General features: G+C 41.2%; 38 protein-coding genes. 4 read left to right on the forward strand and 34 right to left on the reverse strand.

Going from position 1 to position 25,178, the window contains the following annotated elements; translation table 11 throughout:
* Positions 1 to 5 precede the first annotated feature (5 nt).
* The 31 genes from rplO to mnmA form a co-directional block, all read right to left on the reverse strand.
* Positions 6 to 446, reverse strand: a complete 441-nt coding sequence (gene rplO, locus ACTO1Y_RS05760; RefSeq protein WP_006151070.1) for a 50S ribosomal protein L15 — start codon at positions 444 to 446, stop codon at positions 6 to 8.
* A gap of 143 nt (positions 447 to 589) precedes the next feature.
* Positions 590 to 772 carry a 50S ribosomal protein L30 gene (rpmD, locus tag ACTO1Y_RS05765; protein ID WP_000057241.1) on the reverse strand — a complete coding sequence of 61 codons (183 nt, stop codon included), beginning with the start codon at positions 770 to 772 and terminating at the stop codon, positions 590 to 592.
* A gap of 13 nt (positions 773 to 785) precedes the next feature.
* Complete coding sequence (gene rpsE, locus ACTO1Y_RS05770; protein WP_004251100.1) at positions 786 to 1,280, reverse strand: 30S ribosomal protein S5; 495 nt, start codon at positions 1,278 to 1,280, stop codon at positions 786 to 788.
* 17 nt (positions 1,281 to 1,297) lie between these two features.
* Positions 1,298 to 1,654, reverse strand: coding sequence for a 50S ribosomal protein L18 (gene rplR / locus ACTO1Y_RS05775; protein ID WP_004251098.1), 357 nt, complete (start codon positions 1,652 to 1,654; stop codon positions 1,298 to 1,300).
* Positions 1,655 to 1,737: 83 nt separating this feature from the next.
* On the reverse strand, positions 1,738 to 2,274 hold the full coding sequence (gene rplF / locus ACTO1Y_RS05780; protein ID WP_006151084.1) for a 50S ribosomal protein L6: 537 nt from the start codon (positions 2,272 to 2,274) through the stop codon (positions 1,738 to 1,740).
* A gap of 188 nt (positions 2,275 to 2,462) precedes the next feature.
* Positions 2,463 to 2,861 (reverse strand): 30S ribosomal protein S8, encoded by a 399-nt coding sequence (rpsH, locus tag ACTO1Y_RS05785; protein WP_006144711.1) that lies wholly within the window; start codon positions 2,859 to 2,861, stop codon positions 2,463 to 2,465.
* Between the two features lie 213 nt (positions 2,862 to 3,074).
* Positions 3,075 to 3,260, reverse strand: a complete 186-nt coding sequence (locus tag ACTO1Y_RS05790; RefSeq protein ID WP_001085699.1) for a type Z 30S ribosomal protein S14 — start codon at positions 3,258 to 3,260, stop codon at positions 3,075 to 3,077.
* Positions 3,261 to 3,277: 17 nt separating this feature from the next.
* Positions 3,278 to 3,820, reverse strand: a complete 543-nt coding sequence (rplE, locus tag ACTO1Y_RS05795) for a 50S ribosomal protein L5 (protein WP_000013542.1) — start codon at positions 3,818 to 3,820, stop codon at positions 3,278 to 3,280.
* A gap of 23 nt (positions 3,821 to 3,843) precedes the next feature.
* Positions 3,844 to 4,149, reverse strand: a complete 306-nt coding sequence (rplX, locus tag ACTO1Y_RS05800; RefSeq protein WP_000497691.1) for a 50S ribosomal protein L24 — start codon at positions 4,147 to 4,149, stop codon at positions 3,844 to 3,846.
* Positions 4,150 to 4,223: 74 nt separating this feature from the next.
* Positions 4,224 to 4,592 (reverse strand): 50S ribosomal protein L14, encoded by a 369-nt coding sequence (gene rplN, locus ACTO1Y_RS05805; RefSeq protein WP_000616547.1) that lies wholly within the window; start codon positions 4,590 to 4,592, stop codon positions 4,224 to 4,226.
* Between the two features lie 25 nt (positions 4,593 to 4,617).
* The gene (rpsQ, locus tag ACTO1Y_RS05810) at positions 4,618 to 4,878 is read right to left on the reverse strand and encodes a 30S ribosomal protein S17 (RefSeq protein WP_061418957.1); all 261 of its coding nucleotides are present in this window, start codon (positions 4,876 to 4,878) and stop codon (positions 4,618 to 4,620) included.
* 24 nt (positions 4,879 to 4,902) lie between these two features.
* Positions 4,903 to 5,109, reverse strand: coding sequence for a 50S ribosomal protein L29 (gene rpmC / locus ACTO1Y_RS05815; protein WP_000772918.1), 207 nt, complete (start codon positions 5,107 to 5,109; stop codon positions 4,903 to 4,905).
* Positions 5,110 to 5,118: 9 nt separating this feature from the next.
* On the reverse strand, positions 5,119 to 5,532 hold the full coding sequence (gene rplP / locus ACTO1Y_RS05820; protein ID WP_000960948.1) for a 50S ribosomal protein L16: 414 nt from the start codon (positions 5,530 to 5,532) through the stop codon (positions 5,119 to 5,121).
* A 3-nt stretch (positions 5,533 to 5,535) separates the two neighbouring features.
* Positions 5,536 to 6,189 carry a 30S ribosomal protein S3 gene (gene rpsC / locus ACTO1Y_RS05825; RefSeq protein ID WP_000529936.1) on the reverse strand — a complete coding sequence of 218 codons (654 nt, stop codon included), beginning with the start codon at positions 6,187 to 6,189 and terminating at the stop codon, positions 5,536 to 5,538.
* A 12-nt stretch (positions 6,190 to 6,201) separates the two neighbouring features.
* On the reverse strand, positions 6,202 to 6,546 hold the full coding sequence (gene rplV, locus ACTO1Y_RS05830; protein ID WP_000818137.1) for a 50S ribosomal protein L22: 345 nt from the start codon (positions 6,544 to 6,546) through the stop codon (positions 6,202 to 6,204).
* A gap of 11 nt (positions 6,547 to 6,557) precedes the next feature.
* Positions 6,558 to 6,839 carry a 30S ribosomal protein S19 gene (gene rpsS / locus ACTO1Y_RS05835; RefSeq protein ID WP_000533766.1) on the reverse strand — a complete coding sequence of 94 codons (282 nt, stop codon included), beginning with the start codon at positions 6,837 to 6,839 and terminating at the stop codon, positions 6,558 to 6,560.
* A 102-nt stretch (positions 6,840 to 6,941) separates the two neighbouring features.
* Complete coding sequence (rplB, locus tag ACTO1Y_RS05840) at positions 6,942 to 7,775, reverse strand: 50S ribosomal protein L2 (protein WP_006144707.1); 834 nt, start codon at positions 7,773 to 7,775, stop codon at positions 6,942 to 6,944.
* A 17-nt stretch (positions 7,776 to 7,792) separates the two neighbouring features.
* Positions 7,793 to 8,089 (reverse strand): 50S ribosomal protein L23, encoded by a 297-nt coding sequence (locus ACTO1Y_RS05845; protein WP_001055347.1) that lies wholly within the window; start codon positions 8,087 to 8,089, stop codon positions 7,793 to 7,795.
* The gene (gene rplD, locus ACTO1Y_RS05850; protein WP_000024549.1) at positions 8,089 to 8,712 is read right to left on the reverse strand and encodes a 50S ribosomal protein L4; all 624 of its coding nucleotides are present in this window, start codon (positions 8,710 to 8,712) and stop codon (positions 8,089 to 8,091) included. The genes ACTO1Y_RS05845 and rplD overlap by 1 nt, the downstream gene beginning before the upstream one ends.
* A gap of 24 nt (positions 8,713 to 8,736) precedes the next feature.
* Positions 8,737 to 9,363, reverse strand: coding sequence for a 50S ribosomal protein L3 (rplC, locus tag ACTO1Y_RS05855; protein ID WP_441348630.1), 627 nt, complete (start codon positions 9,361 to 9,363; stop codon positions 8,737 to 8,739).
* A gap of 82 nt (positions 9,364 to 9,445) precedes the next feature.
* A complete protein-coding gene (gene rpsJ / locus ACTO1Y_RS05860) occupies positions 9,446 to 9,754 on the reverse strand; it encodes a 30S ribosomal protein S10 (protein ID WP_003009585.1) in 309 nt (102 codons plus the stop codon).
* Positions 9,755 to 10,019: 265 nt separating this feature from the next.
* Positions 10,020 to 10,652: a uridine kinase family protein gene (locus tag ACTO1Y_RS05865; RefSeq protein ID WP_441348631.1), complete on the reverse strand. Its 633-nt coding sequence runs from the start codon at positions 10,650 to 10,652 to the stop codon at positions 10,020 to 10,022.
* Positions 10,649 to 11,245, reverse strand: coding sequence for an anaerobic ribonucleoside-triphosphate reductase activating protein (gene nrdG / locus ACTO1Y_RS05870; RefSeq protein ID WP_441348632.1), 597 nt, complete (start codon positions 11,243 to 11,245; stop codon positions 10,649 to 10,651). The genes ACTO1Y_RS05865 and nrdG overlap by 4 nt, the downstream gene beginning before the upstream one ends.
* Positions 11,246 to 11,250: 5 nt before the next feature.
* Positions 11,251 to 11,751 carry a GNAT family N-acetyltransferase gene (locus ACTO1Y_RS05875; protein WP_441348633.1) on the reverse strand — a complete coding sequence of 167 codons (501 nt, stop codon included), beginning with the start codon at positions 11,749 to 11,751 and terminating at the stop codon, positions 11,251 to 11,253.
* 37 nt (positions 11,752 to 11,788) lie between these two features.
* Positions 11,789 to 11,929 carry a hypothetical protein gene (locus ACTO1Y_RS05880; RefSeq protein WP_000521611.1) on the reverse strand — a complete coding sequence of 47 codons (141 nt, stop codon included), beginning with the start codon at positions 11,927 to 11,929 and terminating at the stop codon, positions 11,789 to 11,791.
* An 11-nt stretch (positions 11,930 to 11,940) separates the two neighbouring features.
* Positions 11,941 to 14,148, reverse strand: coding sequence for an anaerobic ribonucleoside-triphosphate reductase (nrdD, locus tag ACTO1Y_RS05885; RefSeq protein WP_441348730.1), 2,208 nt, complete (start codon positions 14,146 to 14,148; stop codon positions 11,941 to 11,943).
* 124 nt (positions 14,149 to 14,272) lie between these two features.
* Positions 14,273 to 15,826 (reverse strand): damage-inducible protein CinA, encoded by a 1,554-nt coding sequence (locus tag ACTO1Y_RS05890; protein WP_441348634.1) that lies wholly within the window; start codon positions 15,824 to 15,826, stop codon positions 14,273 to 14,275.
* 44 nt (positions 15,827 to 15,870) lie between these two features.
* Positions 15,871 to 16,005: a hypothetical protein gene (locus tag ACTO1Y_RS05895; protein WP_004251068.1), complete on the reverse strand. Its 135-nt coding sequence runs from the start codon at positions 16,003 to 16,005 to the stop codon at positions 15,871 to 15,873.
* Between the two features lie 83 nt (positions 16,006 to 16,088).
* Positions 16,089 to 18,005, reverse strand: a complete 1,917-nt coding sequence (gene mnmG / locus ACTO1Y_RS05900; RefSeq protein ID WP_441348635.1) for a tRNA uridine-5-carboxymethylaminomethyl(34) synthesis enzyme MnmG — start codon at positions 18,003 to 18,005, stop codon at positions 16,089 to 16,091.
* Between the two features lie 8 nt (positions 18,006 to 18,013).
* On the reverse strand, positions 18,014 to 18,469 hold the full coding sequence (locus tag ACTO1Y_RS05905) for an NUDIX hydrolase (RefSeq protein ID WP_441348636.1): 456 nt from the start codon (positions 18,467 to 18,469) through the stop codon (positions 18,014 to 18,016).
* Positions 18,470 to 18,606: 137 nt separating this feature from the next.
* Positions 18,607 to 19,728 carry a tRNA 2-thiouridine(34) synthase MnmA gene (mnmA, locus tag ACTO1Y_RS05910; RefSeq protein ID WP_441348637.1) on the reverse strand — a complete coding sequence of 374 codons (1,122 nt, stop codon included), beginning with the start codon at positions 19,726 to 19,728 and terminating at the stop codon, positions 18,607 to 18,609.
* Between the two features lie 304 nt (positions 19,729 to 20,032).
* Here mnmA and ACTO1Y_RS05915 point away from each other — a divergent pair, with 304 nt between their 5' ends.
* Positions 20,033 to 20,830, forward strand: coding sequence for a hypothetical protein (locus tag ACTO1Y_RS05915; protein WP_441348638.1), 798 nt, complete (start codon positions 20,033 to 20,035; stop codon positions 20,828 to 20,830).
* Between the two features lie 157 nt (positions 20,831 to 20,987).
* Here ACTO1Y_RS05915 and ACTO1Y_RS05920 read toward each other — a convergent pair whose 3' ends face one another.
* The gene (locus tag ACTO1Y_RS05920; RefSeq protein ID WP_006151064.1) at positions 20,988 to 21,605 is read right to left on the reverse strand and encodes a LysM peptidoglycan-binding domain-containing protein; all 618 of its coding nucleotides are present in this window, start codon (positions 21,603 to 21,605) and stop codon (positions 20,988 to 20,990) included.
* Positions 21,606 to 21,847: 242 nt separating this feature from the next.
* Here ACTO1Y_RS05920 and sdaAB point away from each other — a divergent pair, with 242 nt between their 5' ends.
* Genes sdaAB through ACTO1Y_RS05935 form a run of 3 tightly spaced genes read left to right on the forward strand, consistent with a single transcriptional unit; the run spans position 21,848 to position 24,055 of the window.
* Entirely contained in the window at positions 21,848 to 22,519 is a 672-nt protein-coding gene (sdaAB, locus tag ACTO1Y_RS05925; protein WP_441348639.1) for an L-serine ammonia-lyase, iron-sulfur-dependent subunit beta, read from the forward strand.
* A gap of 8 nt (positions 22,520 to 22,527) precedes the next feature.
* Positions 22,528 to 23,400, forward strand: coding sequence for an L-serine ammonia-lyase, iron-sulfur-dependent, subunit alpha (sdaAA, locus tag ACTO1Y_RS05930; RefSeq protein ID WP_441348640.1), 873 nt, complete (start codon positions 22,528 to 22,530; stop codon positions 23,398 to 23,400).
* Positions 23,401 to 23,422: 22 nt separating this feature from the next.
* Positions 23,423 to 24,055 carry an HAD hydrolase-like protein gene (locus ACTO1Y_RS05935; protein WP_441348641.1) on the forward strand — a complete coding sequence of 211 codons (633 nt, stop codon included), beginning with the start codon at positions 23,423 to 23,425 and terminating at the stop codon, positions 24,053 to 24,055.
* 104 nt (positions 24,056 to 24,159) lie between these two features.
* Here ACTO1Y_RS05935 and ACTO1Y_RS05940 read toward each other — a convergent pair whose 3' ends face one another.
* Positions 24,160 to 24,624: a DUF805 domain-containing protein gene (locus ACTO1Y_RS05940; RefSeq protein ID WP_441348642.1), complete on the reverse strand. Its 465-nt coding sequence runs from the start codon at positions 24,622 to 24,624 to the stop codon at positions 24,160 to 24,162.
* Positions 24,625 to 24,791: 167 nt separating this feature from the next.
* On the reverse strand, positions 24,792 to 25,145 hold the full coding sequence (locus tag ACTO1Y_RS05945; RefSeq protein ID WP_441348643.1) for a DUF805 domain-containing protein: 354 nt from the start codon (positions 25,143 to 25,145) through the stop codon (positions 24,792 to 24,794).
* Between the last annotated feature and the right edge of the window lie 33 nt (positions 25,146 to 25,178).

The raw sequence follows: 25,178 nt of genomic DNA on the forward strand, positions 1-25,178 counted from the left end.
CTCACTTAGATGACTTCAACAGAACCACCTTTAGCAGTGATAGCTTCTTCAGCTGATTTAGAGAATTTAGCTGCTTTAACAGTCAATTTCTTAGTCAACTCACCGTTACCAAGAACTTTGATACCTGATTTTTCAGATTTAACAATTCCTGATTCTACAAGTACCACTGGAGTTACTTCAGCACCGTCATCAAAGGCGTTCAATTGATCAAGGTTTACAATAGCATATTCTTTAGCGTTGATGTTAGTAAATCCACGTTTTGGAAGACGACGGAACAATGGAGTTTGTCCACCTTCAAAACCAAGACGTACACCGCCTCCGCTACGAGCTTTTTGACCTTTTTGACCACGGCCTGATGTCTTACCGTTACCTGATGAAGTACCACGTCCAACACGGTTACGTGACTTACGAGAACCTTCTGCAGGTTTCAATTCATGAAGTTTCATTTATTTTTCTCCTCTTTTGTAAAATGCTAGCGCCGATAAAGGAGAAAAGGTTGTCTCCTTTATCAACTCGCCTATACTGTGTCATCTAAGATGACTATATCTAGTTTTAGGGGATGGTCATATGCACATCCCCTAAATAATCATTAGTTTACTTCTTCAACTGTTACCAAGTGAGATACTGCAGTGATCATACCACGGATTGCAGCGTTATCTTCTTTAATAACAGAGCTGTTCAATTTGCCAAGTCCAAGTGCTACAACAGTTTTACGTTGTGATGGAATGCGTCCGATTGGAGACTTAGTCAAAGTAATTTTAATTTGAGCCATTTTATCCCCTTTCTTATGCCAAATCAGAAACTGAAATACCACGAAGGGCAGCAACTTCTTCAGCGCGTTTCAATTGTTTCAAACCTTCAACAGTTGCGCGAACAATGTTGATTGGAGTGTTAGAACCAAGTGATTTAGATGTAATATCTGCCACACCTGCCAATTCCACAACGGCACGAACTGCACCACCTGCGGCAACTCCAGAACCTTCTACAGCAGGTTTCAACAATACTTTAGCTCCACCGAATTCTGAAAGAACTTCATGTGGAATTGTTGTTCCGACCATAGGAACTTCGATCAAGTTTTTCTTAGCATCTTCTACTGCTTTGCGGATTGCTTCTGGAACTTCTTGAGCTTTACCAGTACCAAATCCTACACGACCATTGCGGTCACCAACTACTACAAGAGCTGCGAAACGAAGACGACGTCCACCTTTAACAACTTTTGTAACACGGTTAACAGCAACTACGCGTTCTTCAAGTTCTACTGCATTGTCTTTAAATGCCATTTTCTAGTGTCCTCCTATTAGAATTTCAATCCGTTTTCACGAGCTGCATCAGCCAAAGCTTTCACACGTCCGTGATATAGATATCCACCGCGGTCGAACACCACTTCTGAAATACCTTTAGCACTTGCACGTTCTGCAACGAGTTTACCGACAGCAACGGCTTGTTCAGTTTTAGTTCCTTTTGAAACTTCTTTGTCAAGAGTTGAAGCACTTGCGAGCGTTACACCCGCTACGTCATCAATCACTTGAGCGTAGATGCCTGTATTAGAACGGAATACGTTCAAACGTGGGCGATCAGCAGTTCCAGAGAGTTTTCCGCGTACACGACGGTGGCGTTTTTGGCGGAGTTTGTTTTTATCTGGTTTAGAAATCACAGTTTTCACCTCTTTAATTTTAAATCATGTGCTATGCACAAAGTTGGCAATGAGGTTGGTGGTTGACAATCAACCACTCAACATTATTTACCAGTTTTACCTTCTTTAAGACGAACATATTCGCCAACGTAACGGATACCTTTACCTTTGTAAGGTTCTGGTGAACGAAGGCTACGTACGTAAGCAGCTGTTTGACCAACTACTTCTTTTGAAATTCCGCTAACAACGATTGTTGTTGGGTTTGGAAGTTCAAAAGTAATTCCTTCTGGAGCTTCAACTTCGTCTGGGTGAGATTTACCTACAGCCAAAACAAGTTTTGATCCTTGAAGTTGTGCACGGTAACCAACCCCACGCATTTCAAGTTCTTTCTTGAATCCTTCTGAAACACCAATAACCATGTTGTTCAAAAGCGCACGAGTAGTTCCGTGGATAGTTTTCATTTCTTTTGAATCGTTTGGACGGTGAAGAGTTACTTCAGTACCTTCCACACGGATTTCAATATCTTTCGAGAACTCACGAGTAAGTTCTCCTTTAGGGCCTTTTACAGTTACAACGTTGTCATTGTTAGTGATTTCAACACCAGCAGGCAACACGATAACTTTATTACCAATACGTGACATGTTTTTATTCTCCTGTTAAATTGTCAGGCCTTTGAAGGCCAGTTTTCACGGGGTTTAAATCTTTTTGATTTAAAAGTTAATGTTTAGATCTCAATTTCTAAGTGAATCGAGGCATTGTCTCGCAGACATAACTTTGAGTTAGGCAAGAGACAATAACGAAGAGTCACAACGAAATTGGGAGCTAAATATTACCAAACGTAAGCGATAACTTCCCCACCAACGTTCTTTTGGCGTGCTTCTTTATCAGTAAGCAAACCTTCAGAAGTTGAAAGGATAGCAATTCCAAGTCCGTTAAGTACTTTTGGAAGATCTTCACGTTTTTTGTAAACACGAAGTCCTGGTTTAGAAACACGTTTCAAGTTAGTGATAACTCGTTCACCGTTAGTTCCGTATTTCAAGAATACACGGATGATACCTTGTTTGTCATCTTCGATGATTTCTACGTTCTTAACAAAACCTTCGCGTTTAAGGATTTCAGCAATCCCTTTTTTGATGTTTGATGCAGGTACTTCAAGTACTTCGTGTTTTGCTTGGTTAGCGTTACGAATACGAGTTAGGAAGTCTGCGATTGGGTCAGTCATAACCATTTTATTTTTCTCCTCTTACTAGTAGTTTGCAAGTTGCACTTGCTAGTTAATGATTGAGCTAGGCTCAGATAGTTTTGATACATGCAAACGAGAATATACTCATTTGAACACGAGCTACAACCTGGGCAAAAAAGATAGATTTGTCTCGGAGCAGCGCTCCTGCACCAAATCTCCTATTTTTGCTGTAGTTGTTACGCTCTTTGTATCATGATATTACCAAGATGCTTTTGTTACACCAGGGATTTGACCTTTATATGCCAATTCACGGAAGCAAACACGGCAAAGTTTAAACTTGCGGTAAACTGAGTGTGGACGTCCACAACGTTCACAGCGAGTGTATGCTTGAGTAGAGAACTTCGCTGGGCGTTTGTTCTTAGCAATCATAGATTTTTTAGCCATTAGTTATACCTCCTATATTATTTTGCAAAAGGCATTCCAAGGCCTGTAAGCAATGCACGTGACTCTTCGTCAGTGTTAGCAGTAGTTACGATAACGATGTCAAGACCACGAGTTTTGTCAACGTCATCAAAGTTGATTTCTGGGAAGATCAATTGTTCTTTCACACCAAGTGTGTAGTTTCCGCGTCCATCAAATGATTTTGTTGGAACACCGTGGAAGTCACGCACACGTGGAAGTGATACTGAAACCAATTTATCCAAGAATTCGTACATACGTTCACCACGAAGGGTAACTTTTGCACCGATCGCTACACCTTCACGAAGACGGAAGCCGGCGATTGATTTTTTAGCTTTAGTGATAAGTGGTTTTTGACCTGAGATAAGTGCCAATTCTTCAGCAGCTTTTTCAAGGCTTTTAGCGTTTGATACAGCTTCACCAACACCCATGTTCAAAACGATCTTATCTACTTTAGGCACAGCCATCACTGATGAGTAGTTGAATTGTTCTGTCAAAGCAGGAACTACTTCATTAAGATATTTTTCTTTTAAACGATTTGCCATTATACTTCTCCTTTCCTTCGTGATTAATCAAGCACTTCGCCTGATTTTTTGTTGTAGCGAACTTTTTTACCGTCTACAAATTTGTAACCAACACGACCAGCTACACCATTTTTGTCCAAAACTTGAACGTTTGATACGTGGATAGCTGCTTCCTTCTCGATGATACCACCTTGAGGAAGTTCGTTAGTTGGACGTTGGTGTTTCTTAACGATGTTAACACCTTCAACGATAACTTTGTTTACTTTTGGAAGGGCAGTAAGGACAACAGCTTCTGTTCCCTTATCTTTACCAGCGATTACGCGAACTTTGTCGCCTTTTTTTACAAACATTTTTTTCTCCTTTTATTCTTACGCCCAATGGGCACCCTGGCTAGGCCAGGGGACTGTGTTTGTTTTTTTATTGATTAAAGTACTTCTGGAGCAAGTGACACGATCTTCATGAAGCCACCTTCACGCAATTCACGTGCAACTGGGCCAAAGATACGTGTTCCGCGAGGAGTTTTGTCGTCACGGATGATAACTGCTGCGTTTTCGTCAAATTTGATGTATGAACCATCAGCACGACGAGCACCTGATTTAGTACGAACGATAACTGCTTTAACAACGTCACCTTTTTTAACCGCACCACCAGGAGTAGCTTGTTTTACAGATGCCACAATAACATCACCGATGTTCGCAAATTTACGTTTAGAACCACCAAGAACTTTGATAGTCAAGATTTCGCGTGCACCGCTGTTGTCTGCGACTTTCAAACGAGTTTCTGTTTGAATCATTTCAGTTTTCTCCTTTCAGGCTTGATTAGATGATAACCGCTTCTTCAACAACTTCTACAAGACGGAAACGTTTTGTAGATGAAAGCGGGCGAGTTTCCATGATACGTACGATATCGCCTTCTTTGGCAACATTGTTTTCATCATGTGCTTTATATTTTTTAGAGTAGTTAATACGTTTACCATAGACTGGGTGGTTACGTTTTGTTTCAACTACAACTGTGATTGTCTTGTCCATTTTGTCAGATACAACACGTCCAACAAGAACTTTACGATTATTGCGTTCCATTGAAATTTCTCCTTCCCTAGTCTATTATTTCGCTTCAGATTGAACTGTTTTGATACGAGCGATTTGTTTTTTAACTTCTTTCAAGCGAGCTGTTTGTTCTAATTGACCAGTAGCAGCTTGGAAACGAAGTTCAAACAATTCTTTTTTCAATTCGTTTTCGCGCTTCGCGAGTTCTTCTTGAGAAAGACCACGAAGTTCTTTAACAAATTCTTTTACTTCATTAAGTTTCATGCCTTCTCCTTATTCTGCTTCACGTTTTACGAATTTACATTTAACTGGCAATTTGTGGCTTGCAAGACGAAGCGCTTCGCGAGCGATCTCTTCAGATACACCAGCAACTTCAAACATAACTTTACCACGTTTAACTGGTGCTACCCAACCTTCAGGCGCCCCTTTACCAGATCCCATACGAACCCCGATAGCCTTAGCTGTGTATGATTTGTGTGGGAAGATTTTAATCCAAACTTTACCACCACGTTTCATGTAACGAGTCATGGCGATACGAGCAGCTTCGATTTGGCGGTTAGTGATCCAGTGGCTAGTTGTAGCTTGAAGACCGTATTCACCGAATGCTACTTCTTTTCCACCTTTAGCTTCACCGCGCATTTTACCACGGAATTCACGACGGTGTTTAACACGTTTAGGTACTAACATTGGTTATTTACCTCCTTTAGTGTTTTTACGAGCTGGAAGAACTTCACCACGGTAGATCCATACTTTAACACCAAGTTTACCGTATGTAGTATCTGCTTCTTCCCAAGCGTAATCGATATCTGCGCGAAGTGTGTGAAGTGGAACTGTACCTTCAGAGTATCCTTCTGCACGGGCGATATCTGCACCGTTCAAACGACCTGATACTTGAGTTTTAATTCCTTTAGCTCCAGCACGCATAGCACGTTGGATTGCTTGTTTTTGTGCACGACGGAAAGCAACACGTTGCTCCAATTGACGAGCAATTCCTTCACCAACAAGGTGAGCATCCAAATCAGGTTGTTTGATTTCGATGATGTTGATGTGTACTTGTTTTCCAGTCAATTTGTTAAGTTTAGCACGAAGTGCATCAACGTTAGCACCACCTTTACCGATAACCATACCTGGTTTAGCAGTGTGAAGTGAAACGTTAACTTTGTTTACTGCGCGTTCAATTTCAATAGTTGAAACTGCTGCGTCAGCAAGTTCTTTTTGAACGAATTTACGGATTGCAAGATCTTCATGAAGGTAATCCGCGTATTCTTTTTCAGCATACCATTTGGCATCCCAATCACGGATGATGCCGACACGCATACCAATTGGATGTACTTTTTGACCCACGATTTTACCTCCTTATTTTTCTGCAACAGCTACAGTGATGTGAGCTGTACGTTTGTTGATTGGTGAAGCTGAACCTTTCGCACGTGGACGAAAACGTTTCATAGTTGGTCCTTCGTTTGCGAATGCTTCAGATACTACCAAGTTAGCTTTATCCAAACCAAAGTTGTTTTCAGCGTTAGCTACAGCTGAGTTCAACACTTTCAAGATGATTTCAGCAGCTTTGTTTGGAGTGAATGTCAAAATTGCGATTGCATCGGCTACGCTTTTACCACGGATGTTGTCAAGAACAAGACGTGATTTACGAGGTGAAACACGTACTGTGCGAGCCATTGCTTTAGCTGAAGTAATTTCTGCCATTTATGTTCTCCTTATTTTCTACGTGTCTTCTTGTCGTCTGCGGCGTGACCTTTGTAAGTACGAGTTGGTGCAAATTCACCAAGCTTGTGACCTACCATGTCTTCTTGGATGTAAACAGGTACGTGTTTACGTCCATCATAAACTGCGATAGTGTAACCAATGAAACTTGGGAAAATCGTTGAACGACGTGACCAAGTTTTGATAACTTTTTTCTTTTCGTCGTTAGCTTGAGCTTCAACTTTTTTCATCAAATGCTCATCGACGAAAGGTCCTTTTTTAAGACTGCGTCCCATTTTAATATTTTCTCCTTTAAATATAGTACCACAGCGGCTTGCGCTCACGAGGAGCGCTACCGAGCTGGCGGATTATCTAGCTCTTAAGCGACTAGTTTAAAATTATTTCTCGTTGCGACGACGAACGATAAGTTTGTCAGATTTCGCTTTTTTGTTACGAGTTTTAAGACCAAGAGCAGGTTTGCCCCATGGAGTAGATGGCGCTTTACGACCAACTGGTGCTTTACCTTCACCACCACCGTGTGGGTGATCGTTAGGGTTCATTACAGAACCACGAACTGTTGGGCGGATACCTTTCCAACGGCTACGTCCTGCTTTACCAAGGTTTACAAGTCCATGTTGTTCGTTTCCGACAACACCAACTGTTGCACGACAAGTTCCAAGAATCATACGAACTTCACCTGATTGAAGACGAACAAGAACGTATTTACCTTCTTGACCCAAAACTTGAGCAGAAGCTCCAGCAGCACGTACCAATTCTCCACCACGACCTGGTTTCAATTCGATGTTGTGGATCAAAGTACCAACTGGGATGTTAGCAAGCGGAAGAGCGTTTCCGACTTTGATATCTGCTTCAGGACCTGAAACGATACGTTGACCAACTTCAAGACCTTTTGGAGCGATGATGTAAGCTTTCACACCGTCAGTGTAGTGTACAAGAGCAATGTTTGCAGAACGGTTTGGATCGTACTCGATAGTTTTAACAACTGCTTCAACGTTGTCTTTGTTACGTTTGAAGTCAACCAAACGGTAGAAACGTTTGTGTCCACCACCTTGGTGACGAACAGTGATACGACCGTTGTTGTTACGACCAGCCTTATTCTTCAAAGCAACAAGCAAAGTTTTTTCTGGTGTGCTTGTTGTGATTTCAGCGAAATCCAAAGAAGTCATATTACGGCGACCGTTTGTTGTTGGTTTATAAACACGAATTCCCACGATATTTCCTCCTTAGATTATTCAGCTTCAGCAGCAAACAACTCGATTGCTTTTGAATCAGCTGTAAGAGTGATGATAGCTTTTTTAGTTTTGTTAGTAAAACCAGTGTAACGTCCAACACGTTTAGCTTTAGGTTTTACGTTGATTGTGTTAACATTTGCAACTTTAACACCTTCAAAAGCAGCTTCAACAGCTTGCTTGATCAAAAGTTTGTGTGCACGAGTGTCAACTTCAAATACATATTTTCCTGCTTCAAGTTGAGCCATTGAGCTTTCAGTGATAACAGGTTTTTTGATAACATCATACAAATTCATTATGCAAGAACCTCCTCGATTTTAGAGATAGCTGCTTGAGTAACAAGAAGTTTGTCACTATTTGCGATGTCAAGAACACTTGCAGTTGTAGCAGTCGCAACTTTCACATTTGGAAGGTTACGAGCTGAAAGAGCTGCGAATTCGTTTCCTTCTTCAAGAATAACAAGGACTTTAGAATCGATGCTCAAAGCTGCAAGAACTTTTGCAAATTCAGCAGTTTTTGGAGCTGTAAATTCAAGAGAATCAACGGCTACAAATTTGTTTTCAGCAACTTTTTCTGAGTAAACAGATTTAAGTGCAAGGCGACGAACTTTTTGAGGAAGTTTGTACGCATAGCTACGTGGAGTTGGTCCGAAGACGATTCCACCACCACGCCATTGTGGAGAGCGGATAGAACCTTGACGAGCACGTCCAGTTCCTTTTTGACGCCATGGTTTGCGTCCACCACCTGAAACAGCTGAGCGGTTTTTAACTGCGTGAGTTCCTTGACGAAGGCTAGCGCGTTGGCTGATGATCACATCAAACACAACAGATTGGTTTGGTTCGATACCAAAGATTGCATCGTTAAGAACAACTTCGCCCGCTTGTTTACCAGTTTGGTCGAATAATGTTACATTTGCCATTTTGACTGTGTTCCCCTTTCCTTATTATTTACCAGCTTTAACTGCTGACTTGATAGTGATAAGAGATTTCTTAGCACCTGGTACGTTACCTTTGATAAGGATAACGTTCTTTTCTGGAACAACTTGTACAACTTCAAGGTTTTGAATTGTTACGCGGTCGCCACCCATACGTCCTGCAAGGTTTTTACCTTTGAATACGCGGTTAGGTGCAACAGGTCCCATAGAACCTGGACGACGGTGGTAACGAGAACCGTGAGCCATAGGTCCACGTGATTGTCCGTGGCGTTTGATAACACCTTGGAAACCTTTACCTTTAGATGTACCAGTTACATCAACAATGTCTCCAGCTGCGAAAGTTTCAACTGTGATTTCAGCACCAACTTCCAAGCCTTCAACGTTTTTGAATTCACGAATGAAGCGCTTAGGAGCCGTGTCAGCTTTTGCCACATGTCCTTTAGCAGGTTTGTTGCTCAATACTTCGCGTTTGTCATCGAAACCAACTTGGATAGCGTTGTAACCATCTGTTTCAACAGTTTTAACTTGAAGAACAACGTTTGGAGTTGCTTCGATAACTGTTACAGGGATCAATTCGCCAGCTTCAGTGAAGATTTGAGTCATTCCCACTTTTTTCCCTAAGATTCCTTTTGTCATGAGAAAATAGTTCCTTTTCTATATTTTTTATTCAAAAAGTTTTTAACGAGCGTTTTTTATGCTCAAGGTATCAAGCTTTAAATTAAAGTTTGATTTCTACGTTTACACCACTTGGAAGATCCAATTTCATCAAAGCGTCAACTGTTTTTTGAGTTGGGTTGATGATGTCGATCAAACGTTTGTGTGTACGCATTTCGAATTGTTCGCGAGAATCTTTATATTTGTGAGTCGCACGAATGATTGTGTAGAGGCTACGCTCAGTTGGAAGTGGGATTGGACCCGCAACTTGTGCACCTGTACGAGTAGCTGATTCTACGATTTTTGCAGCCGCTGTGTCAAGCGTACGGTGTTCGTAAGCTTTCAAACGGATACGGATTTTTTTGTTTGCCATCTTTTTCTCCTTTTCGTCTATTTAAGATAATAGGCTAGCTCCACAAGAAAACCGACGCGCATTGCGTGGCAATGCAACCGAGCGTGTCGCAACCTCTTGCATCAAAGCTAAGGCTGTAATTTACAGCACCATAATAGAATAACACAAAGCCCCTGCGATTGCAAGGGATTTGGCAAGATTTTTTTAATTTTTTAGATGAAACTGTTTTCTTATTGCTCCTTACCTAAAAAAGGCATAAATGAAGAGCAAATTTTTATTTTTTCTTCTATATATTATTTATAATATTTGTTTTGATCTGAAATGTATCATTCGATTGATTTATCAAGATATCTGCTTTTGACTCGGTTTCTTTATAATATTGCAGATACTGTTCCCGTCTCATTTGCTGACTAGCCAATATAAAGGATGCATCGCCATTTCTCACAGCCGTATCTCGAGCTAGACGCCTCTTTAATTCTGTCTCTTCATCCGTGTAGAAACATACAGTTTTGTCAAAGAGTTCCTTGGGTAGAAAACCCACAGACATCCCTTCGACTATCAGAATTGGTTTTGCTCCAGATAAGACTTCATTGGCTTTCCAAGGTTCTTCGATAGTCAAGACATCCATACCCGCTTGCAAGGCTAGAATATCTCTCTGTAAGCTTGCCAGTTCATGTGCCACTGGTAAACATGCTGTCACCTTTTGGTCCGGTGTCTCTTTGGGCACCACCAAATGTCGTTCCGAAGTAATATAGGGATCTGTCTCTAGTAAATTTACCTTTTGAGAATCAAGTTCTTGGTACAATTCTTGAGCAAAAGTTGATTTTCCTGAAGTTCCATGGCCGTATATACCCAGAGTTTTTACTTTTCCCGACTCTATTTCTGATACTAGTCTTTCTATTAACTCTTTTTTCTTCATTCTCTCTTGACCTGTTCATAGTTTTGCTTGCCATCGTTAAGCTTGTCCCAAATAACTACTTTTCCACTTTGCAGAGATTTTTGCACATCGATAATACGCTGATTGGAAGAGCCACGAAACTGGAGCATGAGATTGCGCTTGTTTTTATCATAGCGACCATCGACTAAGATATCAATCAGCGATAAAAGCTCCAATTTGTCAGGCGTCTCTAACATCATTTCTTCCCAGGTGTAGCCTGTCCAAGACCAGATATCTTTGTCAGGCAATTCTTTCCGAATACGTTTCACAAGAGGCAGAAGGATACCTGTATTTAGGAATGGTTCTCCTCCTAGCAATGTTAACCCTTGAACATAAGGCTGGGCAAGATCTGCCATAATTTGTTCTTCTAATTCTGGCGTATAAGGAATTCCTGCATTGAAAGACCAGGTGGCTACATTGTAGCAACCTTCACAGTGAAACATACAGCCTGCTACATAGAGAGAATTGCGGACTCCTTCGCCATCGACAAAGTTGAAAGCCTTGTAATCAATAATACGTCCCTGACTAAGCTCCTCACTCTTCCACTCGCCTGGTTTTGGTGTATTCCATGTCATACTTTCTACTCCAACTCTATCCAATAGCGCTCCGTTCCATTTCGAACATCCTCTAACTTCCCACCATTAGCTAAGATAACAGCTCGGCTGGCAGGATTTTCTGTGCTACAAGTCACCAAAGCACGATGAATGTTTTTCTCCTTAGCTACTTGAAGAACTTGATGGAGAGCTTCCTTAGCATAACCTTTTCCCCTTTCAGAAGGGCGGATGGAATAGCCGATATGGCCAGCATAATTCAGCAATCCCTCATTTAATCTCAACCGTAAATTTAAAAAACCTAAAGCATGATCTGATTCATCAAACAATACGAACTGAATTGATGGAACGCGATTTTCAGGCAAGTTTATTCCCATTTCTTTATTAAGGTTAGTTTCTAGCCAATTCTCATAATCAAAGTTCTCAGCATCCCAAAATCCACCATCGTGGGCTGATTGAGTCTGTTCAAACTCTGCCATCATGTTTAGAATGGTTCCTTTATCTGCCAATGTCGGTCTGCGTAATCCCATGTATTCCTCCCGCTATGAGAAAAGTGAGAGGGGACTCTCACTTTTTCTTGTTCTTATTTAAAAATTGTTCTCTAAGGCTGGCTACTCGATCTTTTTTATTGACTCCACCCTTTGAATGCTTTTCGTGGAATCGTTGAACCAAGGCCTTACCCTTATCGTCTAATTGATATTTTCCCATGCTATCTCTTTCTAATTTGTTACTTCATGCCCTGCTGTTTTAATAGTAGAACCGTTCATGTGTTTGACACGCGCAGCAATTTCCTTGTGACGACCATTCACCATCGGACGCGCTTGCGGATTTCCAAGATAGCCACAAGTCCGTTTGACAACATCTACTGTTTTAGGGTCACTATTGCCACAATTAGGACAGGCAAAACCTCTCTCAGTTGGATCAAAATCCCCTTCAAAATCGCACTTGTAGCAACGATCAATCGGAGTATTGGTTCCTAGATAACCTACACGATCATAAGCGTAGTCCCAAACAGCTTCCAAGGCCTTTGGATTTTGTTGAAGAACTGGGTACTCACAGTAGTGGATAAATCCACCTGATGCACCCGCTTCTGGATAAACCTTCTCGAAGTCCAATTTTTCAAAAGGAGTTGGATTTTTTCGGACATCATAATGGAAGGAATTTGTGTAGTATTCTTTATCAGTAATGTCTGGAATAGATCCAAATTTCTCTGTATCCAAACGACAGAAACGATCTGTCAGACTTTCAGATGGCGTTGAATAAATAGAGAAGTGATAACCGTATTGGTCTGACCATTCTTCTACTCGATGTTTCATGTCTCTAATGATATCAAGGGTGAATTCTTTGGCTTCTGGATTATTTTCCCAATTGTTGCCAAAGAATACTGTTGCCACTTCATAGAGCCCGATATATCCAAGCGAAACAGTAGCACGGCGATTCTTAAAGAGTTGGTCAACACTTTCTTCTTTTCCTAGGCGATGACCAAAAGCACCGTATTGATAGAGGATAGGCGCATTAGCTGGCGTCGCCTCCTTGGTTCGCTCTACACGATAGACCAGTGCATCTTCTGCAATATTCATACGCTCATTGAAGATTTCCCAGAACTTATTTATGTCGCCTTCAGATTCAAGGGCAATCCGAGGAAGATTGACCGTTACCACACCTAGGTTCATACGACCTGAATTGACTTCAACTCCATTTTCATCCTTCCAACCTTGGAGGAAAGAACGACATCCCATCGGAACCTTGAAAGAACCTGTCAACTCGACAATCTTATCGTAAGACAAGACATCTGGATACATACGCTTAGTGGCACATTCGAGAGCCAACTGCTTAATATCGTAGTTAGGCGAACCTTCCTCCAAGTTAAGTCCTCTTTTAAGTGTGAAGATGAGCTTAGGGAAGATGGCTGTACGATGTTCTGAACCCAGCCCCTTGATTCGAATATTCAGGATTGCCTTTTGAATTTCGCGTTCAAAACGACTAGTGCCTAAACCGAAACCAAGAGAAGTAAATGGCGTTTGCCCGTTTGAGGTAAAGAGGGTGTTAATCTCGTACTCTAAAGATTGCATGGCATCATAGATGTCTTTTTGAGTTTTCTTCCAGGCGTATTCTTCGTGCTTGTCAGGTAGGACCCATTCCTCTGCATCTTTAAGGTGTTTTTGATAATTTTTCTCTGCATAAGGAGCCAAAACTTCATCTATACGGTCTGCCGAACAGCCCCCATACTGGCTAGATGCGACGTTTGCGATGATTTGTGAAATTTGCGCCGTCGCAGTTTGGATAGACTTAGGACTTTCTACCTCAGCATTCCCAATCTTAAAACCATTTTCCAACATACCCTTAAAATCAATCAAACAGCAGTTGGTCATAGGAGTGTAGGGGCTGTAGTCCAAATCGTGATAGTGGATATCCCCTTTTTGATGGGCATTAGCCACATGCTTAGGAAGCATTTGAAGTCCGATTGATTTTCCAACAATCCCGGCCGTCAAATCACGCTGGGTGTTGAAGACATCGCTATCTTTATTGGCATTTTCATTAACAACCGCTTGATCCTTATTGAGAAGCTTATGAATACTAAAGTTGATATCTGTCGCTTTTGAGCGCTCAAAATCTCTTTGAGTCCGATAAGTGATATACTCCTCAGCCAAGGCATATTCTTTAGCTTCCAGCAACTCGTGCTCAACGATGTTTTGGATTTCATAGATTTTTACACCTTGCGGGAAACGGCTATGGATCTCATCAACGATACGCTCAACCAGGGCACTAAGGCGCTTTTCGACCAAAGGAGTTACATCCATAACCTTTTCCGCAGCCTTACGAAGCGCTTTGTCAATCTTATCTACATCAAAAATGACACGTCTACCGTCACGCTTTTCAACGAATAACGTTGGATCAGGGACAGTCTTCTCTTCCAATACAATCATATCCATACCCTTTTCTTAAATATAATATTGATTCTAAAAAGTATTATATCACTAAAAAAATAAAAATCAATATCTTGTGTAAAAAAATAAATTTTTTTTAAAATTACACAAGATATTGATAATTTTATTTTAATTTGTAGAGTTTGAAATCTTTGTAATCACTTGGAACGGCTTGATAATTTTCAGCTAAAAGCTGCTCAACTTCTGTCCAAAGAGATGTTTTTGTATTCACTACAATCATCTTTGGTTGATTATCTCGAAGATCATTTACAAGCTTAGTACGATTTGCATCAAGTCCTGTATGCAATCTAGGAGATAGCAACTGACTTGCTGCTAAACGCTCACTAGCCTTATAACTACTTGTCAGATTATCCCATACATAGATACGTTCTGTAGCCTGTGTTTCACTTTTAATCTTAGCCTCAATACTAGTGCGCTCTTTATATTGTTCTGCATGAAGCACATATCGTGAAACTACAGGAGCTAAAAATAGATAAACGAGAGCTAAAATTGGCAGATAGGCATTTCCTTTCACAAAAGTGCCCCATGGTGACGTTTCTTCTCTGCGTCTTCTACGACGGCTGGCTCCCTCTAATTCCCACGTGCGAATTCGAGTTAACAATAGAATAGACAAGAAGGGTAACAATTCAACCATACGACTACCATTGATAAGATCTGTAGAGAAAATTTCTAAAACTAATACCAAAATAACAGCTATTGCAGCAGAGATTGATAAGACTGATTGTTTCAATGGTTTAGATTGGAAGAGACCTGTGAAAGCCAACGTCAATGCTCCAAGAGCAATTGCCAATAATCCATAGAAGAGGATGTTGTCGAGTAACCCCGAGTTAGAGGTGAAGTTCAAACTATCTAATGGATAGAGGATTTGACTAATGGCATTTCCGAAGCTACCTTTATAAGCTGTATAGTAGCCAATTGGATAAAAGAAGATTGAAAAACCAAGACCCGCCGCAAAGAATTGATAGAGGCCATGAGTCAAGTTGTTGCGCCCAACATTAAAAGCAGTTACTGCAAAAAATAAGACAAATGCATATAAAATTGTCACCAAAGGTGCAAAGAAAAATGCTAGGGCCAGGCTAATCCCAATACGTATGAAACCTTTATCATGATCTGGTTCTGCAAAGTAAGCAATCGCTAAACTGAGAGCATAGAATAAGAACGGAAGGGCAAGAATAGTCGCATAGCCACCACCAAAACTAAGAGCACTGGCGAGGATATAAAAGACTGTCAGCACTTGTTGAGATTGTTTGTTTTGTCCCGTCAAGTTATAAGCCGAATGAAAAAGAAAGAATCCTGCACCTATTAAGGCTAACCAATTAAAGACTGCAAACAATAGACTGCCTTTGGTTAGATACTGTAAAAAGTAATAAAGGAGACCACTAGTTCCAAAGTAGTCAGAGTAGATATCTCCTCTCTGATGCATGGCCCATCCGATATAGAAATCCTGAGTCTGTTCTGGACTTAGCAAGCCTAATAAAAAGGGTAGGACCACAGACACAAGTACTACTAGCGTACTCAAAATTAGGATATTAAAAAATGGTAAGCGAGCAGGCTGACGAGTTTCAACCTCGAGTTGCTCCTCATTTGTTACTGGAGCTTCCTGACTTCCCACCCAATATGGATTCGATTCATCTTCTAATCTGCCATATACGTTCATTCATTCTCTCCTATATTTTAATTTGTTCTAGTATATCAAAAAGTCTAGTTCTTGTCAGCCTGCGGCGGACGTTTGCGTAACTTTTCAGATAAGAAAACAAAGCGTTCAATCTCATAAAAACGATGATAAGAAGCTTTTTTATAGTAGTCTAAAAAAGTTTTTTCCTCTACTGTCAGCATGGTTACCCCTCCTTTTCTCTTCATTCGAAAAAAGGAGAAAAATCTAAAAAAGCTGAATTCTCAAAAAGAGGATTCAGCACTTTTTAATCAGCTTTCTTTTCTAAGTTTTTTGAAATGCTACGATTTTTACCTTCCAGATACACCATCAAAATAGAGATATCTGCTGGGTTTACCCCAGAAATACGGCTAGCCTGACCAATGGTTTCTGGATTAATGAGTTTGAACTTCTGGCGCGCTTCTGTCGCGATAGAGTCAATATCATCCCAATCGATGTTGGCCGGAATACGTTTTTCTTCCATGCGTTTCATCTTGGCAACCTGATCCATAGCTTTTGAGATGTAACCTTCGTACTTGATTTCTGTTTCAATCAATTCGATAATCTTGTCATCCAATTCTTCGGCAGCAGGTCCAATAAAGGCCACCACGTCTTGGTAAGAGACTTCTGGACGACGGAGAAACTCCTTGGCAGTGACTGCATCAGTCAATGGTTTGAAGCCCATTGCTTCAACCTTAGCGTTTGTTTCCTTGACTGGCTTGAGTTTGATGCTATCCAAACGCTTCATTTCATTTTCAAATTGATTTTTCTTGATCTCAAAGCGAGCCCAACGTTCATCATCAACTAGACCAACCTCACGCCCCATCTCAGTCAAACGCATATCAGCATTGTCATGACGGAGGATGAGGCGGTATTCAGCACGACTGGTCAAGAGACGGTAAGGTTCAATGGTTCCCTTAGTTACCAAGTCGTCAATCATCACACCGATATAACCGTCGCTTCGTTTCAGAATCAACTCAGGCTTACCTTGGATTTTCAGAGCCGCATTGATACCCGCTATGATCCCTTGTCCAGCAGCTTCTTCGTAACCTGACGTTCCATTTGTCTGTCCAGCAGTGAAGAGGCCTGAGATTTTTTTGGTTTCCAGAGTCGCACGCAACTGGTGTGGTAAGACCATATCATACTCAATGGCATAACCAGTTCGCATCATCTCTGCATTTTCCAACCCTTTGATAGAATGAACCAAGTCACGTTGTACGTCTTCAGGAAGACTAGTCGAAAGTCCTTGGACATAGACTTCCTCTGTATTGCGACCTTCTGGCTCAAGGAAAAGTTGGTGGCGTTCCTTGTCTGCAAAACGTACAATCTTGTCCTCAATTGACGGACAATAGCGAGGCCCAACTCCCTTGACCACACCTGTAAACATAGGCGCACGGTGGAGGTTGTTTTGAATAATCTCATGGCTGGCACCATTGGTGTAGGTCAACCAGCACGGCACTTGGTCTTTGACATAATCCTCGTCACGTGAAGTGTATGAGAAGTGATTTGGTGCCTCGTCTCCTGGCTGGATTTCTGTCACATCGTAGTTGATAGAAGAAGCCTTGACACGAGGTGGTGTCCCTGTTTTGAAACGACCGATTTCGAGCCCAAGTTCTTTGAGATTGTCAGCGAGGTTAATAGAAGCTAGGCTGTGGTTAGGACCTGACGAGTACTTGAGATCTCCGATGATGATTTCCCCACGGAGGGCAGTCCCTGTGGTCACAATAACAGCCTTGGCAGCATACTCTTGATGGGTCGCTGTACGAACACCGACAACCTTGCCATCTTCCACCAAAATCTCATCAATCATGGTTTGACGAAGGGTCAGATTCTCTTGATTTTCAACTGTCTTGCGCATTTCCTTAGAGTAAAGCTCCTTGTCAGCCTGCGCACGAAGGGCACGAACAGCAGGTCCTTTCCCAGTGTTGAGCATCTTCATCTGGATGTAAGTCTTATCAATGGTCTTGGCCATTTCACCACCGAGGGCGTCAACTTCACGGACGACAATCCCCTTGGCAGAACCACCGATAGAGGGATTACATGGCATGAAAGCCAACATTTCAATGTTAATAGTCGCAAGCAAAACCTTGCAGCCCATACGGCTAGCAGCTAAGGAAGCCTCAACTCCAGCATGCCCCGCACCGATTACAATAATATCGTATTCTTCTGTAAAATTATAAGTCATCTTCTCTCCTATTCGTTAAGATGGATGTGTCGTAATTGTCCGTCCCAATTTGGTAAGGTAGTTTTTAAAAATGCTGGCTTCAGATTAACAGTATATAGATCATCTAAAGCAAGCCACCGGCAAGGTAAGGGCTTCGCATCTTCTTGCATGGTTAACGGTGCATCTTCCAGCAAGTCCACTAAATAATGGAACTCGATATTATGATAGTGGATTCCAGCTTGTTCAAAGCGATTTTCAACAATGAAAGCTAACTGAACAGCTTTAGATGCGACACCAAGTTCTTCCTTTACTTCTCGAACCACAGCATCTTCAGTAGCTTCATCCACTTGAATGGCACCTCCAATTGTATAAAAACCATCCTCATCTTCTACAACTAACAAGCGATTGTCTTTTACAATCAAAGCGGTCGCTCTTACACCAAAAACTGTTTGGTTTGACTTGGTCCGAAAATCTTGTTCTTGCATGTAACTTCCTTTCTTAACGACACAAAAACAGTCAAAACTCCAAAGAAGTGCAGGACAAAAAGCCTGCAACATCCATGAGCTTTGACCATCATTTCTATTGCTTTTATTATTGTAGCAAATTGAGAAAATTTGTCAATCTATATGTACTGACAAACCTTGCCATCACGGTAGGCATTGTCAATCAAACCACCACCGAGACACTCTTCACCATCGTAAAAGACAACTGCCTGTCCTGGTGTAATGGCGCGTTGTGGCTCCGCAAAGATGACCTCGGCCTTGTCTCCTTTGACATGAACAGTTACCTTTGAGTCAGGCTGACGGTAGCGGAATTTAGCCGTACATTCTAGCGTAAACTCCTCTGGAATGTCACGAGTAAAGTGAACTTGACTAGCCTCTAAGCTAGTTGACATGAGCGCTTCATGATAGAAACCTTGTCCTACATAGAGGATATTTTGGCTCAAATCTTTTCCGACAACAAACCAAGGAGCATTGTCGCCTCCGTGTTGACCACCGATACCGAGTCCCCCACGCTGACCAATTGTATAGTACATAAGGCCTGCATGCTCGCCCATATCGCGACCATCCACAGTCATCATGCGACCAGGCTGAGCTGGCAGATAGTTGCTGAGAAATTCTTTAAAGTTCTTTTCTCCGATAAAGCAAATCCCTGTCGAGTCTTTCTTCTTGGCAGTCGCAAGTCCAGCTTCTTCAGCTATTTTTCGGACTTCAGGTTTTTCCAAATGTCCCAGCGGGAACATGGTTTTTTGAAGTTGTTCTTGAGAAAGTTGGCTGAGGAAATAGGTCTGGTCTTTGCCATTGTCCACGCCACGAAGCATGTGAACGATGCCATTCTCATCACGCGCCACTCGAGCATAGTGACCAGTCGCCACATAGTCAGCCCCCAAGGTCATGGCATAGTCCAAGAAGGCCTTAAACTTGATTTCTTTGTTACACATAACGTCTGGATTTGGCGTGCGTCCTGCACGGTATTCCGCTAGGAAATACTCAAAAACGCGGTCCCAATACTCTTTTTCAAAGTTGACAGAGTAGTAAGGAATGCCAAGTTGGTCTGCCACTGCAGCCACATCCTTGTAATCTTCGGTCGCTGTACAGACCCCGTTTTCATCTGTGTCATCCCAGTTCTTCATGAAGATACCGATCACATCGTAGCCCTGCTCCTTGAGCAAGAGAGCCGTCACCGACGAATCGACACCACCACTCATCCCCACGACAACACGTGTTTTAGAGTTATCACTCATGGTAAGTCTCCCATCTATTCGTTTATTCACGATTGAAGGTCGTGTGTGCTTCAACGATTGAAGGTCGCTTGAGCAAGATTCATTATAGCATGCTTTAAAAAAGATGACAAGGAAGATGGAGACAAATCTAGCAATCTCTTCTGTAAATACATAAAATTAAGAACTCAAAAAAGTAATTCATGCCTAAACCTCTATTCACTTTAAAAATTTATTTTTAAAATCAACTAAAAATGATATACTGTAATGAGGAGGAATGCGCACATGATTCCATACATATACCTTTATCCACGTGCGTAGAACTATTGTGAACAACTACAAAGATATACTAAAATCAAAAAATACCATTTTTGCTATTATAATTATTGCAGGTTTTGGACTTTTAACAGCCTTAGTCATTCATCAAGAACATGTTCAAGCAGAGAGAGGAAACATTGCTCTCATCAAACAACAAAAAAATCAACAAGATGTTGAACAAGTAAAAAATGCTATTAAAGACTTCAACATCGATTCTGAAAGCATAATAGATGATTGGAAAAAGATTCAGGAATTGAAACCAACCACTGATGCGGGTAAAAAGACACTAACAGACTTTCTTACTTCTACTGCCGATAAAGTCACAAAGCATTATACTGAAAAAGCTTTAAAATTAGATATAAAGGACTCTGATAGCCAGTTTCAAGATAAACAAACACTTGAAGCAGGCATCACTTCTTTACAAAAAATACTAGAAATCATTAAAAATATCAACTCTGCTAACGAGCAAACTTCCATTGAAGAAAAAATAAAACCAATTCAAGAACTGATCTCTAAATTCCAAAAACAAGTTGAATTCTTGACTAAAAAAGAAGAACAAAAATCTAACCAAAACGAAACAGAAACAGCTAGTAAGACTCAGGTAGTAGAATCCTACAATTCAGAAGATAGCAACTACAGTCCAACCTACACTGAATCATATGAAAGCATAAATAATTCTCAAACACCTGCAGCTGAGCAATATTCATCTGATAGTGCTGGCAGCGAAGGGAATCATGGCGTTGATACACGAGATCAATCTTCTAATTCTTCCGGTTCCCAGACAGATGCTAATAGACATAATAATTAAACTAAAATTCGCGACTTAAACAGTTTAACTTACTAATTCGGGTGGAAAAATTCTGTAAAATCATCAACCTGAACAAATCTTCCGTCACTATTACTTAAAAATTGTCTCTCATTAAAAGGTACACAAAAAGAGCCATTCAAGGCTCTTTTTTTATTTTTTAGTACCAACCGTTGTTAAGCCAGAAGTTCTTAGCTTCAGTCCATGAACCATAGCGTCCTGCTACATAAGCGTCAGCTACACGTTCTTGGTTTTCTGCTGAATAGTCACCGTTCAAGTATGAGTCTGTCAATTGGTAACGTCCGATGTAACGTCCGTTTGTAGCTGTATAGCTACCGCCTGATTCTTTTTGGGCGATCCATTCTTTAGCTTCTGCTTCTGAACCACTTACAGTTGAAGCTGGAGCTGAATAGCTTTCTTCAACTACAGGCGCTGCAGGTTTGTAAGTAGCCTCATATGTAGTTTCTTCTACAACAGTCTCAGAAACTGCTGGAGTTTCTTTGACTTCTGCTACAGGAGCTTCTGTTGTAGTTGAAGCAGCTGGAGCTTCACCGTCGATAACCAATACTTGGTCAACATAGATGAGGTGAATGTTTTTAATGTTGTTCAATTTAGCCAATTTTTCAACTGTTGTGTTGTGAGTTTCAGCAATTTCTGAGAGAGTATCTCCAGCTTTGACTGTGTAAGTTTTTGATTCTTGTGCAAAGGTTAATGATGGTGCTAGGAAAGCAAGTACTACTGCTAATCCCGCAAATTTAGTTTTAATGTTTGATTTCATTTAAAAAAGTTTCTCCTTCTTTCTTATACTACCATGATACCCTTCTATTATTACTATTTGTTAACGATTTTGTGTAGAAATGTTACAGAACTGTGATTTATTTACCTAGAAATAGCCTTTTTTGTTACAAAAGCCTCGTTATTAAAGGCTTTCTGGCATTTTTTGAGATTTCAGAACGGAATTAAGCACTTGAAACCAATCTTTGATATAATAGAAGTAAGAATCTTTTTAAGGGGAAACAGATGCAATCACTTCGTTTTCAATCTGTCTTTGATATCATTGGTCCAATTATGATTGGTCCATCTAGTAGTCATACAGCAGGAGCTGTTCGTATCGGAAAAATCGTTTCATCAATCTTTGACGACACTCCTACTGAAGTCGAGTTCCAACTTTTCAATTCTTTTGCCAAAACCTATCGCGGACATGGGACCGATCTTGCCCTCGTCGCTGGAATCTTAGGAATGGATACAGATGACCCTGAAATTCCTAACAGTCTGGAAATTGCCCACAAACGTGGTATCAAAATCGTATGGACCATCCAAAAGGATAGTAATGCTCCCCACCCAAACACCACGAAAATCACTGTGAAGAACGATCGTAAGACTATCAGTGTAACAGGAATCTCAATCGGTGGTGGTAACATCCAGGTGACAGAACTAAATGGCTTTGCCGTATCTCTCAACATGAACACCCCTACCATTATCATCGTTCATCAGGATGTCCCTGGTATGATCGCTCATGTGACAGAGGCCTTATCGCGCTTTAATATTAACATCGCTCAAATGAATGTAACTCGAGAAAAAGCTGGTGAGAAAGCCATTATGATTATCGAAGTTGATAGCCGCAACTGTGAAGAATCTATCGAAGAAATTCGTAAAATTCCTCATTTGCATAATGTCAATTTCTTTCAATAGGAGAAAATATGTTTTACTCTATCAAAGAATTAGTCGAACAAGCCGACTTAGACTTTCAAGGAAATGTTGCTGAACTCATGATTACGACTGAATTTGAGCTAACTGGTCGCGAGCGAGAAGAAGTTCTCCTCCTCATGGAGCGTAACCTTGAAGTCATGAAAGCTTCCGTCGAGCTTGGTCTCAGTGAAAAGAAATCTCGTAGCGGTTTGACAGGTGGTGATGCTGCAAAGCTCGACCACTACATCAAAAAAGGAAAGACGCTGTCTGACTTCACTGTCCTATCTGCAGCCCGTAACGCCATTGCCGTTAATGAGCACAATGCCAAGATGGGCCTTGTTTGTGCGACACCAACCGCAGGTAGTGCAGGCTGTCTTCCCGCAGTTCTCACATCCGCTATTCAAAAACTCAATCTAACTCATGAACAACAACTAGATTTCCTCTTTGTTGCTGGTGCTTTTGGGCTCGTTATTGCTAACAATGCTTCTATCTCGGGAGCCGAAGGAGGTTGCCAAGCGGAAGTGGGGTCAGCTTCAGCCATGAGTGCTGCCGCCCTAACCCTAGCTGCAGGTGGAACTCCATACCAAGCTAGCCAGGCTATCGCCTTCGTTATCAAAAATATGCTCGGTCTTATCTGCGATCCAGTTGCAGGGTTGGTTGAAGTTCCATGTGTTAAGCGTAATGCCATGGGAGCAAGCTTCGCCTTCATCGCAGCTGATATGGCCTTAGCTGGTATCGAATCAAAAATCCCAGTTGATGAAGTCATTGATGCCATGTACCAAGTGGGCTCTAGTCTTCCAACCGCCTTTCGTGAAACTGCCGAGGGAGGCCTTGCTGCCACACCGACAGGTCGTCGCCTTCAAAAAGAAATCTTCGGTGAATAATTTCAAATTACTAGGAGAATCAATGTCATCTCTATCAGCCATCTTTTTTGATTTAGATGGAACCCTTGTAGATAGCTCAATCGGTATTCACAATGGGTTCACCTATACTTTCGAACAACTGGGAGTCCCTAGTCCAGATGCAAAAACCATCCGTGGCTTTATGGGGCCACCATTGGAAACAAGTTTTGCTAGTTGCCTCCCAGTAGATCAAGTTGAAACAGCTATCCAGCTTTATCGTTCCTACTATAAGGAAAAGGGAGTTTACGAAGCCCAGCTTTTCCCACAAATCAAGGAGTTACTCACTGAGCTAGCTAAACAATACCCACTCTATATCACTACGACGAAGAACACACCAACCGCAGTTGATATGACTAGCCATTTTGGAATTGACCGTTTCTTTGATGGCATCTATGGTTCTAGCCCTCAAGCGCTGCACAAGGCAGATGTTATCCGTCAAGCATTGACAACTCATAATCTAGACCCAGAAACAGTGGTTATTATCGGAGACACTAAGTTTGATATGATTGGTGCCCAAGAAACAGGCATTCGAAAACTGGCGGTTACTTGGGGATTTGGCGACGAGGAAGAACTCATGACCTTTCAACCTGACTGGGTTGCTCATCAACCAACAGATATTTTAGTTCAACTACAATAGAAGATCTAAAGAAAAGCACTCCAATTAAATTGGAGTGCTTTTTAACTTGTTGGTAACAAAATACAAGAAGTTCAAACAAGATACAAATGTAAAACTAAAATCTTTTAGTTCTTGTCAGAATCTTCAAATGGTGTCACCTCGATGACTTCTTCAACATTAACTGCTTGAGGTTCCCTATAGTTTACTACCTTAGTCTCTTTTGTTGGCATAGCATGTAAGATCATAAGGGCAATCCCTCCCATAGGGGCGAAGCGAAGGAAGATAAAGGCCCAATGGAATCCAGCATCACGCAAACGACGAACTGACAAAGCTATTGTTGGCACCAAGATTGCTAGGTAGAAAACTGCATAAATAATGGCAACTAAACCAAAAAACATGAAAGCAGCTTCGCTGGCTGAATAGCTCACTGAATCCATCGCAGTACTAAGATATAGAACGTAGAAATAGATTATCCAGAAAGGAATAGAAAGGATGAGATTCCCTAACCAAACCCACCAAAAATCTGGACGCGTCGAACGACCAGTGAACTCTGCATAATTCTTAAAAAAATTCTTATACGCGTTAATCATAGGATACTCCCATTTTTTATTTTATCAGTAGATACTAAACTGTACAGTTATAGAACACTCCCAAATCTAGTAAGAGACCTGGGAGTGTTAGCAAATTGTTCAATAATACTCAACAAGATTGAAACTTCTTCGTTCTTGTAGCATTCTTCAGATAGGTGAACTTATCGTTAGTCCTTTGATGGCATAGCTAGGAGCACCATAAGGGCGATACCTCCAACAAATGGAATAAAGGCAACGAAAATGAGTGCCCAATGGAAACCTGCGTCACGTAGACGACGAACTGTCAATGCAAGGCCAGGCAAGAAAACTGCTAGCGCAAAAATGAAATAAATAAATACGAAAAGACCCAAAGTCATAAGAGCAGCTTCGCTATCTGGATTTGCTATTGCACTACCGTAGACTATGTAGAAGGGGATAGAAAGGATAATGTTCGCCAACCAAATCCACCAGTAATCTGGGCGTGTTGAACGTCCAGAGAAATCTACATAACCTTTAAAGAAATTTTTAATTGCGTTAATCATAAAATACTCCTATTTACTTTGATGACTATATTT

The organism is Streptococcus sp. V728 (assembly GCF_052077995.1).
GTDB classification, from domain to species: Bacteria; Bacillota; Bacilli; order Lactobacillales; family Streptococcaceae; genus Streptococcus; species Streptococcus infantis_B.